General features: G+C 38.8%; 13 protein-coding genes. 8 read left to right on the forward strand and 5 right to left on the reverse strand.

Annotated features, from left to right (window positions below):
• Positions 1–61: 61 nt before the first annotated feature.
• The 3 genes from rluC to hflX all read left to right on the forward strand — a co-directional run bounded on the left by rluC (position 62) and on the right by hflX (position 2773).
• Positions 62–1030: a 23S rRNA pseudouridine(955/2504/2580) synthase RluC gene (gene rluC, locus DV428_RS08615; protein ID WP_114909417.1), complete on the forward strand. Its 969-nt coding sequence runs from the start codon at positions 62–64 to the stop codon at positions 1028–1030.
• 91 nt (positions 1031–1121) lie between these two features.
• Positions 1122–1397, forward strand: a complete 276-nt coding sequence (hfq, locus tag DV428_RS08620; RefSeq protein ID WP_114909418.1) for an RNA chaperone Hfq — start codon at positions 1122–1124, stop codon at positions 1395–1397.
• 14 nt (positions 1398–1411) lie between these two features.
• Entirely contained in the window at positions 1412–2773 is a 1362-nt protein-coding gene (hflX, locus tag DV428_RS08625) for a ribosome rescue GTPase HflX (protein ID WP_114909419.1), read from the forward strand.
• 11 nt (positions 2774–2784) lie between these two features.
• Here the strand turns inward: hflX and DV428_RS08630 are convergent, their stop codons facing one another.
• Complete coding sequence (locus DV428_RS08630) at positions 2785–3741, reverse strand: sigma 54-interacting transcriptional regulator (RefSeq protein ID WP_114909420.1); 957 nt, start codon at positions 3739–3741, stop codon at positions 2785–2787.
• Between the two features lie 115 nt (positions 3742–3856).
• A complete protein-coding gene (gene mepM / locus DV428_RS08635) occupies positions 3857–5287 on the reverse strand; it encodes a murein DD-endopeptidase MepM (protein WP_167403162.1) in 1431 nt (476 codons plus the stop codon).
• Positions 5288–5463: 176 nt separating this feature from the next.
• Between mepM and znuC the strand changes: the two genes are divergently transcribed.
• The 5 genes from znuC to tilS all read left to right on the forward strand — a co-directional run bounded on the left by znuC (position 5464) and on the right by tilS (position 10322).
• Positions 5464–6270, forward strand: coding sequence for a zinc ABC transporter ATP-binding protein ZnuC (gene znuC / locus DV428_RS08640; protein ID WP_114909600.1), 807 nt, complete (start codon positions 5464–5466; stop codon positions 6268–6270).
• Positions 6270–7055, forward strand: coding sequence for a zinc ABC transporter permease subunit ZnuB (gene znuB / locus DV428_RS08645; protein WP_114909422.1), 786 nt, complete (start codon positions 6270–6272; stop codon positions 7053–7055). Before znuC ends, znuB begins: the two co-directional genes overlap by 1 nt.
• Before the next feature lie 88 nt (positions 7056–7143).
• Positions 7144–8091: an acetyl-CoA carboxylase carboxyl transferase subunit alpha gene (gene accA / locus DV428_RS08650; protein ID WP_114909423.1), complete on the forward strand. Its 948-nt coding sequence runs from the start codon at positions 7144–7146 to the stop codon at positions 8089–8091.
• A 72-nt stretch (positions 8092–8163) separates the two neighbouring features.
• The gene (pdxY, locus tag DV428_RS08655; RefSeq protein WP_042593327.1) at positions 8164–9030 is read left to right on the forward strand and encodes a pyridoxal kinase; all 867 of its coding nucleotides are present in this window, start codon (positions 8164–8166) and stop codon (positions 9028–9030) included.
• Positions 9030–10322 carry a tRNA lysidine(34) synthetase TilS gene (tilS, locus tag DV428_RS08660; RefSeq protein WP_114909424.1) on the forward strand — a complete coding sequence of 431 codons (1293 nt, stop codon included), beginning with the start codon at positions 9030–9032 and terminating at the stop codon, positions 10320–10322. Before pdxY ends, tilS begins: the two co-directional genes overlap by 1 nt.
• Here the strand turns inward: tilS and mutH are convergent.
• The 3 genes from mutH to DV428_RS08675 form a co-directional block, all read right to left on the reverse strand.
• Positions 10319–10990, reverse strand: a complete 672-nt coding sequence (mutH, locus tag DV428_RS08665; RefSeq protein WP_114909425.1) for a DNA mismatch repair endonuclease MutH — start codon at positions 10988–10990, stop codon at positions 10319–10321. The genes tilS and mutH overlap by 4 nt on opposite strands.
• Positions 10987–11526 (reverse strand): methylated-DNA--[protein]-cysteine S-methyltransferase, encoded by a 540-nt coding sequence (locus DV428_RS08670; RefSeq protein WP_114909426.1) that lies wholly within the window; start codon positions 11524–11526, stop codon positions 10987–10989. Before DV428_RS08670 ends, mutH begins: the two co-directional genes overlap by 4 nt.
• Before the next feature lie 77 nt (positions 11527–11603).
• A complete protein-coding gene (locus DV428_RS08675; RefSeq protein ID WP_114909427.1) occupies positions 11604–12965 on the reverse strand; it encodes an outer membrane protein transport protein in 1362 nt (453 codons plus the stop codon).
• Positions 12966–13026 lie beyond the last annotated feature (61 nt).

Genomic DNA, 13026 nt, shown 5'->3' on the forward strand with positions numbered 1-13026 from the left:
TAGAGTTACGTTAAGAGTGCCTTTGTGATATGATTCGCGCCAATTTTCAAAAGGAAAAAAGATGACTGAACAAAACGAAAAAATCATTAATTCGTCAGTAAAAATGCTGACAATTAGTGAAGATGAAAGTGGCCAACGTATCGATAATTATTTATTAGCAAAACTCAAAGGCGTGCCCAAAAGTTTAATTTATCGCATTGTGCGTAAAGGTGAAGTGCGGGTAAATAAAGGCCGGATTAAGCCAGAATATAAACTGCAAACAGGTGATATTGTTCGCGTTCCGCCAGTGCGTGTGGCTGAAAAAAACGACACTTCGGTTTCAAAAAATCTCAACAAAGTCGCCGCACTTGAAAACCAAATTTTATTTGAAGATGATTGTTTGATTGTTTTAAATAAACCTTCAGGAATCGCTGTGCATGGCGGGAGTGGTTTAAATTTTGGTGTGATTGAAGCCTTACGCGCACTGCGTCCCGAAGCACGCTTTTTAGAACTGGTTCATCGTTTGGATCGCGATACATCAGGCATTTTATTAATTGCGAAAAAACGTTCTGCATTGCGTAATTTACATGAACAACTTCGCGTCAAAACTGTTCAGAAAGATTATTTAGCGTTAGTACGTGGGCAATGGCAATCCCATGTAAAAGTTGTTCAAGCACCGCTTTTGAAAAATGAATTATCCAGCGGAGAGCGCATTGCACGTGTCAGCGAGCAAGGCAAACCATCTGAAACCCGCTTCAGCATTGAAGAACGCTATACAAATGCTACGCTCGTGAAAGCCTCGCCAGTAACTGGGCGAACCCATCAAATTCGTGTACATACACAATATGCCGGACATCCCATTGCATTAGATGATAAATATGGTGATAAAGATTTTGATAAACAAATGAGCGAATTGGGATTGAATCGTTTGTTCTTGCATGCCTTTTCAATTCGGTTTGAGCATCCTAAAAATGGTGAAACACTACGCTTCAATGCACCACTAGATCATAAAATGAAAGCAATTTTACAAAAGTTGCGGGAAAGCAAATAGACAACATTTGTGTTTATTGCTACACTTGCGCGCGGAGACAACTCGTTTCTATCACCAAAATTTCATAATAACGACAACAAAGGATAGCAAAATGGCAAAAGGACAATCTTTACAAGATCCTTATTTAAATGCACTTCGTCGCGAACGCATTCCTGTATCAATCTACCTTGTAAACGGAATCAAACTTCAAGGTCAAATTGAATCATTCGATCAATTCGTGATTTTATTAAAAAACACTGTGAACCAAATGGTATATAAACACGCAATTTCAACCGTTGTGCCTGCGCGCGCTGTTTCTCATCACAATAGCAGCCATCATGTAGCAATAACTGAAGCCGTTGAAAGCGTGGAAACTCAAGCAGAATAATCACAGCTCCATCAATGGATAATCAATATTTATTAAGTGCGGTTGAAAATTATCAGGAAATTTCAACCGCACTTTCTTCATCCCAACAATCTGAAAAAACGCGTGATACCGCCATCGTGGTTCACGTTTTCTTTGCGCAAGATAAAAACACTGATGATCTACAAGAGTTTTTGCTACTCGCTGATTCTGCCAATGTAGATGTATTGGATACAATCACCACAAGCCGTAGCACTCCTCAAGCCAAATATTTTGTAGGCGAGGGAAAAGCTCAAGAAATTGCAGATGCGGTGCAATCACATAATGCTGATGTTGTGCTTTTTAACCATCAATTAACCCCAGCACAAACACGTAACTTAGAAAGTTTATGTCATTGTCGAGTGGTCGATCGCACTGGCGTCATTTTAGATATTTTTGCCCAACGAGCACGTTCTCATGAGGGAAAATTACAGGTTGAGCTTGCGCAACTAAAACACTTATCGACTCGATTAGTTCGTCGCAAAACAGGCTTAGATCAACAAAAAGGGGCGGTAGGATTACGTGGGCCGGGTGAAACCCAGTTAGAAACAGATCGTCGATTGATTAAAGTGCGCATTTCTCAATTACAAAATCGATTGGCAAAAGTGGAGAAACAGCGTAATCAAAATCGCCAAACACGCCAAAAGGCAGATATCCCGACCATTTCACTTGTTGGCTATACCAATGCAGGGAAATCAACCTTATTTAATCGTTTAACCAATGCAGAGGTTTATGCCGCAGATCAGCTTTTTGCAACATTAGATCCCACTTTACGAAAATTACAGATTCAAGATGTGGGTACGGCAATTTTAGCGGATACGGTAGGATTTGTTCGACAGCTTCCGCATGATCTGGTTTCAGCCTTTAAATCGACTTTACAAGAAACGGTAGAAGCCAGTTTATTACTCCATGTGATTGATGCAGCTGACTCGCGAAAACAAGAAAATATTGATGCGGTCAATGATGTGCTAGAAGAAATTGGTGCAGGACAAGTGCCTGTTCTATTGGTATATAACAAAATTGATTTGTTGGAAAATGTTGCACCGCATATCGAATACAATGATGAAAACCAGCCTGTTGCAGTCTATCTCTCCGCGCAAGATGAGCTGGGTATTCATTTATTGTTTGAAGCTATTAAAGTGCGGTTAAAAAACGAGATACTTTCTCTTTCTTTAATTTTACAACCACACGAAGGCAAACTTCGCCATGCTTTTTATCAACTTGATTGTGTACGCCATGAACAAATTTCGGAACAAGGCGAATTCTTGTTAGACGTACAGATTGATAAAATTATGTGGTTAAAGTTATGTAAGCAATTTTCTAGATTATCGGATATTAAAATACAATCTGACAATGCCTAATTTATAGAAAATTATTTTCCAATCCCATATTGCTTCAATTTATTCGCAATCGCAGTATGCGAAACACCTAAACGTTGAGCTAATTTTCTCGTGCTTGGATATTCTGCATAAAATAATTTTAGGACTTGCGACTCATAAGAACCAATGATTTCATCTAAGGTTTTATTCTCAAATTCATCCAAAGAAATCACCGCACTTTGTGGCGGAGCAAGATTTAAACTTTCGATAGTTAAATGATTATCTTGTACCAGAGAGCAGGCACGATAAAGAGTGTTATAAAGCTCACGAACATTCCCTTTCCAATCATATTTCAGCAAATAAAGAAGAAAATCTTTATCAAAAGTTGGTTTTGCAATTTTTAATTCTTCACTGATTTCCTGTAAAAAACCTTGTGCCAGTGGCTCAATATCAGCCATGCGTTCGCGTAATGCTGGCACATTAATAGTAAGAACATTTAAGCGATGAAACAAATCAGCACGAACTTTACCTTGCTCAACAAGCAAATGAAGCGGAACCTGTGATGTGCAAATCACTCGTACGTTTGCATGATGTTCCTTCTCTTCACCTACTCGACGGAAAGATCCATCCGTTAAAAAACGTAATAATTTAGCCTGTAAACCCAATGAAAGTTCTGCGATGCCATCTAGTAATACAGTTCCCTCATTTGCGTACTCAAAAAAACCAATGGTTTCACTGTCTCCGACTTTTCGACCAAACATTTCACTTTCCGCATCTTCATCAGGCAAACCCGCACAGTTTACTGCGATAAATTTTTTATCGCGACGTAAACTCTGATAATGGCAGGCTTTCGCTAACAAATCTTTTCCTGTCCCCGTTTCGCCTTGAATTAACAAAGGCACATCAAACATAGCAAAACGTTTCGCGTTTTCTACCGCACTTTTCATAGCTTCACTTTGCACAATAAAACAATCGAAAGGTTTTTTAGGATCAAATTTAGAAATCGTCATATTCAGAGAATGGGGATAATTAAGATATGGCTATGATAATTTTTTTACAGCGAAGTGTAAACATTATTTTACATAAGGTAAAAATGCGACCATTTTTGACCGCACTTTACATTAGTTAGGGTTTTAACATTCTTTCAGCTTCACGAACACGAACAAGGAATTGTTTACGTTCAGCTGAAGTCATACCGCTGCTAGTACCCGGTAATTTTACAGTAAGAGGATTAACAGCTCGACCGTTAATATGAAATTCATAATGTAAATGCGGCCCCGTAGAAATGCCCGTGTTACCAGAAAGCGCAATACGTTCGCCTTTTTTAACTGTTTGCCCTGCTTTTACTAAGGGTTTGCTCAAATGCATATAAACAGTTTGATATTCACGCCCGTGACGCAATACAACATAACGCCCTGCACCACCAGCCTGATAAGCGACTTTTTCAACTACGCCATCTGCTGGAGCGATAATCGGTGTACCTTGAGAAACAGAGAAATCCACACCTTTATGTGGTCGTACACGCCCAGTTACTGGATGACGACGATTTGGATTAAATGGTGAAGAAACGCGTGCTTGGCGTTGCAATGGATAACGAGCAAAACCTTTGCCTAAGGTTTCTCCTTGCTGATTATAATAACGACCATTTACAGCTTGCACAGCATAATAGTTTTTACCACTAGATGAAATACGTAACGCCTCAACATTACCCTGACCAGTGAGTTTATCGCCTAAATATTCACGAGAAACTAAAATGGCAAATTGAGTTCCTTTTTTCAATTTCTGTATGCTTATCTGCCATTGAAGAGCGGTGGTTAATTGGCTAATTTGGCGATTATCTAAACCCTGTGCTTTTAAACTCGCAGAAAAAGAACCATTAATTTCGCCTTTTAATACTTCTTTTCTCCAAATACTTTTCTTTTCAATGACTTGGCGTTTAAACTGCCCATCTTCAACACGTTCATAAACCCGTTCTTCTTTTTCAGATACCAGCCAATTCAAATATTCTAAGTTGTCACTTTTATCTAAAACCCAATAAAACTGCTGACCTGCTTTTAAGTGGGATAAATCAGGATCTAGCGCGAGCAACTGTTGTACTGTTAAATCATCCAAGCCAGACTGAGCCAAAACATCTTTTAAGGTATCCCCCTCGGTCACCGTATAGCTAAATTGATCAGTAATTCTTATAGCTTGATCGGCTGCATCCAATACGCCATTGAGTGCATCTTGTGCGTGTTGGGGCAAAGTATCGAAGTCATCCTCAGGTGGGTTTATTTCATCAACTTCGTCATCTTTTGCTTGTAGCTCATCATCATAAGAGGTGGCGTTTTCATCAGATTGGAGTGCGGTAGAATTTTGTGGCGTTTTACTTGGCGATGTATTTAACGCGTGATATTCCATATTATCTGCGGTGGAGAAAACGGGATTTTCTTCAGATTTGTCTTTTATTGTAAGTAAAATGCCTGTCAAAATAAGCAGAATAGCAACAAAAAACACGCCTACTTTTATATATGCGCGTTTTTTTCGTCTATCTCGAGCTAATTTTACGTGTTGCACTGGCATCCCTAAAATAAAAAAGTTTTCAGCATTCAGACTACAGATTATAAAGAAAATTCATTCCTATGGAAAAAGCATTATTCAAATGCTTAAATATTCGACATAAGAGAGAAAATCTTGAGAAATCTGCCAAAATGCGCTATTTTCCCCCACCACTTTTGATAAGAGGTGATTTAATGAACATCACAGGTATTCATCGCGAGCAAAACCAACAACCGCTCATTCAATTAAAAAATATCAATGTGGTTTTCGCACAAAAAACTGCACTACAAAATATTAATTTAAATATTTATCCTAATTCTATTATCACTATTGTTGGGCCAAATGGTGGTGGCAAATCAACGTTATTAAAAACCTTATTAAAATTACAAACGCCCACTTCTGGCGAAGTCATTTATAGTAAAAATGTTCGCATTGGTTATGTGCCACAAAAAATCCATTTGGATCATAGTTTGCCTATTACGGTTGAGCGATTTCTTTCACTAAAAAAAGGCCTTAAAACACAAGAAATATCCACCGCACTTGAGCAACTTTCGATTTCACATTTACGCAAAAGTAATATGCAAAAACTTTCTGGCGGTGAAATGCAACGCGTATTATTGGCGCGTGCAATTTTAAATAAACCAAATTTACTTGTGCTAGACGAACCCACCCAAGGCGTAGACATTACTGGTCAGGCAGAGCTTTATCAGCTCATTCATCAGACCCAACAAAAACTAAATTGTGCTGTATTGATGGTATCACACGATTTACACATTGTGATGGCGGATAGTAAAGAAGTATTGTGTATTAACCAACATATTTGCTGTGCTGGCACACCCGATGTTCTCTCAAATGATCCAACATTTATGCGTTTATGGGGAAATCAGCTCGCACAAAATGTCGGCTTTTATACTCATCATCATAATCATCACCACACCTTACACGGTGATGTGTGCGGTTGTAATTCATCAGCTGTACATTGTCAAAATAAGGATAAATAATGTTTGAAATTTTATTTCCTGCCCTTTTAACAGGCATTTTGCTTTCGCTTATTACTGCGCCACTTGGCGTATTTGTGGTGTGGCGGAAAATGGCTTATTTTGGCGACACCCTTTCTCATTCTGCCTTGCTCGGCGTAGCGTTAGGTATTTTCTTACAAATCAATCCTTACATTGCAATTGTCGTGCTGACCTTAATTCTTGCTATCGCAATGGTGTGGTTAGAAAGCAACACGCAATTTTCTATTGATACCTTACTTGGCATTATCGCCCATAGCTGCTTATCTCTCGGAGTGGTGACAGTGGGATTACTACAAAATGTACGCGTAGATTTGATGAGTTACTTATTTGGGGATTTGCTCGCAATTAATTATACCGATTTAATTTATATTGGGATTGGCGTGATAATAGTGCTTTCAACACTAATTTACTTTTGGCAATCCTTACTTTCCACCACCGTATCGCCAGAACTCGCGCAAGTTGAAGGCATTAATATCAAAAAAATGCGTTTTATTTTGATGATATTAACAGCGTTAACTATTGCCTTGAGCATGAAATTTGTCGGTGCATTAATAATCACATCGTTATTAATAATCCCTGCTGCAACTGCTCGCCGCTTTGCGAGAACACCAGAATCTATGGTGGGCTGGGCAATTGTAGTCAGTATGTTATCGATTATAACTGGGCTAATATTATCAGCCTTTTATGATACCGCTGCTGGACCTTCTGTTGTCATTTGTTCAGCGTTTTTATTTGTCTTATCACTCTTCAAAAAAGAGCGATTATAAGCTTGCCCAACCAGTGAAAACCATTTGCGCCACAGTTTAATTCTTGATAAAGTGCGGTCAATTTTTACGGTCTTTTTAGGATAAGAAAATGAGCCAAGAATATTTAGATTTTGAATTGCCGATTGCTGAATTAGAAGCAAAAATTGAAGCATTACGCGCAGCATCGGATGATAAAGTTGATTTAACTGATGAAATCAAACGCTTACAAAAGAAAAGTAACGAACTCACTAAAAAAACCTTTGCTAACCTCGATGCTTGGCAAGTTTCACGTATGGCGCGTCATCCAAACCGCCCTTATACATTAGATTATATCGAACATATTTTTACTGAATTTGAAGAACTTGCAGGCGATCGCGCTTTTGCTGATGATAAAGCGATTGTTGGTGGCTTAGCGCGTTTAGATGGTCGTCCAGTGATAGTGATTGGTCATCAAAAAGGTCGTTCTGTAAAAGAAAAAGTACAACGTAATTTTGGCATGCCAGCACCTGAAGGCTATCGTAAAGCGTTACGTTTAATGGAAATGGCTGAACGTTTTAAATTGCCAATTATCACATTTATTGACACGCCGGGGGCTTATCCAGGTATCGGCGCAGAAGAACGCGGTCAAGCGGAAGCTATTGCTCGCAACTTACGCGAAATGGCGCAACTTACCGTTCCCGTTATTTGTACCGTTATCGGTGAAGGCGGTTCTGGCGGTGCATTAGCTATTGGCGTGGGCGATAAAGTGAATATGTTACAGTATTCGACCTATTCTGTTATTTCTCCAGAAGGCTGTGCTTCTATTCTTTGGAAAAGTGCAGAAAAAGCATCAACAGCAGCAGAAGTAATGGGATTAACCGCAAGCCGTTTAAAAGAATTAAATCTCATCGATAGCATTGTGCAAGAACCTTTGGGTGGCGCACATCGCAATTATGCAAAAATAGCTGAAAACTTAAAACTTCGTTTAAAAGAAGATTTAGCAGAGCTCGATGGACTAAGCAAAGAAGAATTATTAAATAGACGCTATGAACGTTTAATGTCTTACGGTTATTGCTAAGTGACATTCTAAAAGAGCGGTGATTTTTTCCGCTCTTTTTTGATCTAAATATACAACAAAGGAGAAAACACAATGAAAAACGTACTTTCAATCCAATCCCACGTAGTCTATGGTTTTGCGGGTAACAAATCCGCGACTTTTCCAATGCAGTTATTAGGCGTCGATGTATGGGCATTAAATACCGTTCAATTTTCTAATCACACCCAATACGGAAAATGGACAGGCATGGTCATTCCACAAGAACAAATCCGAGAAATTGTGACCGGACTCGATAACATTGAAAAACTACAAGAATGTGATGCCTTGTTATCTGGTTATTTAGGTTCTGCGGAACAAGTCGATCAAATTCTTTTTGCCTTAGAACAAATCAAACTGCGTAATCCAAATGCGCTTTATTTATGCGACCCTGTAATGCCACATCCGAAAAAAATCTGCGTTGTTGCCAATGGTGTTCGCGAGGCTCTTATTGAAAAAGCGATTCCAGTGGCGGATATTATGACACCAAACTTGCATGAATTGCGTCAGCTCACTGAATTTCCAATTAATACCTTTGATGATGTGTTAAAAGCAGTGAATGCGCTGATTGCAAAAGGTGTGAAGAAAGTCCTCGTTAAACATTTAGGCAGTGCGGGTAAAATTAACGATCCTGATACATTTGAAATTATTATGGCTACCCCAGAGGGTGTTTGGCATTTAAGCCGTCCACTTTATCAATTCAATTTTGAACCAGTGGGCGTGGGCGATTTAATTGCGGGTACATTCTTAGCAAATTTACTCAATGGCAAATCTGATGTTGAAGCTTTTGAAGCGATGAATAATGAAGTAGCGGGCGTAATGAAAACCACCTTTGAACTGGGTTCTTACGAATTACAAACCATTGCTGCACGTTTTGAAATTCTCAACCCAAGCAGCAATTATAAAGCACAAAAAGTTGCCTAATGGACTTATTTTCAGACATTGAGAAACAACTCAAACAAACCACCGCTCAAGCATTTCTTATCGCCTTGAGTGGTGGTTTGGATTCCACTGTACTTCTTTCTTTATTTGCAAAACTTCGTCAAAAACAACCGCACTTACCGCCTTTATCAGTACGAGCAATCCACATTCATCACGGATTAATCCCCAATGCAGACAGTTGGGCTAAACATTGCCAAGACTTCTGCGATCAATTACAAATTCCGTTGATTATCGAGCGAGTACAAGTAGATAAAACCAATGGCATTGAGGCTGGCGCACGTGAAGCACGCTATCAAGCTATAAAAAAACATCTTCAAACACAAGAAATGCTGGTTACAGCGCATCATCTAAACGATCAAACTGAAACCTTTTTCTTAGCCCTAAAACGTGGCAGTGGGCTACAAGGCTTAGGCGCCATGCAACAACAAAGTGTATTATTCGGCATGCCAATTTTACGTCCTTTGTTAGGCTTTACTCGCCCACAGTTAGAAGATTATGCGCAAAAAGAAAATCTCAACTGGATTACAGATGAAAGTAATGAGGATAACCGATACGATCGTAATTTCTTGCGCAATGAAATTTTACCAAAATTACGTGAGCGCTGGGCTCATTTTGATTTAGCCGTGCAACGTTCAGCACAACATTGTTTTGAACAGCAACAATTAATCAATGATTTATTGAGTGAAACCTTTGCAGAACATTGTCAAATAAAAAACCAATTTAAACTGTGCCAGTTCCGCCAATATTCTCTCGCAAAACAAACCGCACTTTTGCGTATGTGGCTTGCCGAAAACCAACTTGAAATGCCAAGTAAACGCCAGCTTACACAGCTTATTAATGATGTCATTTTTGCAAAAGAAGAGGCAAATCCTCAATTTCAGCTTGTAAATAAAATCATTCGACGTTATCAAGATAGTTTATATTTAACTAAGCCGTTTTCTGATCTAACCAAATACTGCCTAAAATTAGAACAAAATACGCTAAATTTACCTGATAATTTAGGCAATCTCACTGTTCAAGAAAATGAACATAATCTGATTTTCTACTGGCAGGATTACTCTGTTACGCTGGAAAAAACGAACTTGCCTATTTCTATTCGTTTTGGCTATTCAGGCAAAGTGAAACATCATCCGAAACGCCCAAGAGAAGATATAAAAAAAATCTGGCAAGAATTAAGCGTACCACCTTGGGAACGAAATCGAATCCCCTTAATTTTTTATGGCAACGAGCTAAAAAGTGCGGTCGGTTTTTTTCGTGTTTTAAAATCAAGTTAAAGCGACTTTGTTTCTAAAAATGCGTTCAGAATTTGAGCGGTGAATTCTTTTCTTAGATAAAAACCTAAAGGCAAGGTATCTATAATTTCGCCATTTTTTCCTATCCCTTTTGTCACAGCACGGCTATTTGCCCCCTTAGGACGAAGTTGCATAACTTCACCAATTCGAGCGGTAATCTGATCCAATTTGCCAAGTACAATTAAATCCATCAATTCTTCCCAATCTTGTTTTAATTGACGTTCTTGCTCAGCAGTTGGCTTCCATAAAATTGGCGCGCCGATATGGCGTTCACGTAATGGAATATGGCGGCTGCCTTCAATCGGCATCCAAAGTACACAAGAAAGTTTATGACGAACGTGAGAATTTTCCCATTTAACCCCTGAATTTTGTACCAATGGTGCAAGGCTCACAAAGGTGGTTTCAAGAGGATAACCCTCAGCATTAATCGGCAATGTTTTAAGTTCAACACCTAAATGAGAAAAATCCTGTTCAGCTTTACTCCCTGCTGTTGCACCTAAAGCACACTCTAATAACATGCCTACCCAGCCTTTATCACGTTTTAAATCAGGCGGGACAGGAATATGCAGTTCATCAGCTAACTCCCCAAAAGTTAAGCCTGCAATTGATTGCGCTTGGGAAAGTAATTGTTCAAGGGTTTGTGGAATCATTCGTGATATTTCTTAAAAAAGCGAGGCTTAGTGTTTTCAGTGCCTTTATCAATATAGGGAATTTTCTCTAACTGTAATAAAAAACGTTTTGCCTCTAAGCCACCACCAAAACCAGTTAAAGTACGATCTTTGCCTAAAATACGATGGCAAGGAATAATAATACTAATCGGATTACTCCCTACCGCGCCGCCCACGGCACGAACAGCTTTAGGATTATTAATCCGTAACGCCAGTTCTCCATAAGTTGAAAGTTCGCCATAATCAATTTCTCGTAAGGCTTGCCAAATGGCTTGTTGAAACGCTGTGCCTTCTGGTTTTAAGGGAATGTCTGAAAAACGCTCAACTTCTCCATTAAAATATCGTTCAAAAGCCAACCGCACTTTTTGAAAAATAGGCAATTCATCTTGCTTGTGCCATTTTGGATTAGGCGCATATTGCTCTTTTTCAAAATCAATATGTGTAATGCTTTCGCCGTCAGATAAAATCAAAAGCTGTCCGACTGGCGAGGGGTAATAAGTGTAATAAAGTGCGGTCATTTTTCGCCTTATTTTTATAAAAAGAAAAGCACACTTGGTGTGGAAGTGTGCTTTATTATGCTAAATTTTTTAACGGATTAGAAACTATAATTTAAGTTTAACCCGTAAAGGTTTGCGTGTGCTTGAGAAGTATAATTTGCAGTTTCATTCAATATTAATGGAGCTTTACCTACTGTTTCTACTTCTTTAAAGTGAACTTTCTTACCTTTTAAGTAAGCATAGCCAAGATCAACAGATAAATTCGGTGTGAATTTATAGGTTGCCCCTAAACTATACCAAGTGCGATTGGTATCTGGAATTGCAGCACTACGGTGATGACGAGATGCAGCTTGATCGTAAGCAATACCCGCACGTAAGGTCAATTTTTCATCAAGGTTATAACTTGCTCCTAATGCAATACGAGAGTTATTACTATATTGTAATTCTTTATCAAAAGCTTTCTCACCATTTTCATAGCTAGCATGTAATTTTGTTAAACGACTCCAATGAGTATATTTATAACTATAATGCACTGCAAATTTGTCAGTTAATTGATGAAAACCAGAAAGTTCTAAGTAATCTGGCAATTTAAGGGTTAAATTACCTTTTTTCCCCGCCCCAATAACCCCTGCTTCTAAACTAGTGGCAGTGCGGTCAGTAAAATCAATGTCCACTTTAGAATGATAGGCTAAACCAATTCGGTTACTTTCATTAAATTGATACATTACACCTGCATTCCAGCCAAATCCCCAAGCTGCTTTATCTTGTAATGACACAACAGATTTGTCTTTAGAGGTCAAATAGTTACCAATTGCTTTTTGTTTATCTGGCAGTACTGAGAATACACCTCCGTTTCTTGCAGTCGTAACACTATCCGCAATAATACCAGCATTCCGTTCAACTTGGGCTTTAGCATAAACCGCATTTACCCCTAAACCTACGCTCAAGCCTTCTGTTACTCGATAAGCACCACTTAAATTTAAGTTGATAGCAGTCAAGTCAGTTTTTCCACCAAATACACCAGCATCATAACTATCGCCATATTCACTTTTTAGACCGAAATTTACATTCATTCCTGCGCCCACAGCTAATTTATCATTCACTGGAGCAACGAAATAAAGATTTGGCACAAAAGCACCAGGAACAACTCTACGCTCTGAAGCTGAACCTTTCTTATTTGCTACTGAAAGATTTTTCACAGAAGTAGCTACATCACCATTCATATTAATTCTAGAATCAACATAAACGCCACCTGTGGAAAACTGTGCAGTTTTAAATAAACTCATCAAAGCCGGGTTAGTTGCCACGACAGAGGCATTATCCGCAATCGCAGCTTCACCAGCATAGGCACGACCTAAACCTGAAGTCGATACTTCTGCCAATTGGAACGCAGCCGCATTTGCGCCACCTGCAGCCAATAACATTGCCGTTGCTAATACAGATTGATTAAATTTTTTCATTTGGAAACCTTTGTTATAAATAAAAATCTAGGTGATTCTAAAACCCGATACTATTGAGTGC

The sequence above is a fragment of the Haemophilus haemolyticus genome (genome assembly GCF_003352385.1).
Taxonomy (GTDB): domain Bacteria; phylum Pseudomonadota; class Gammaproteobacteria; order Enterobacterales; family Pasteurellaceae; genus Haemophilus; species Haemophilus haemolyticus_I.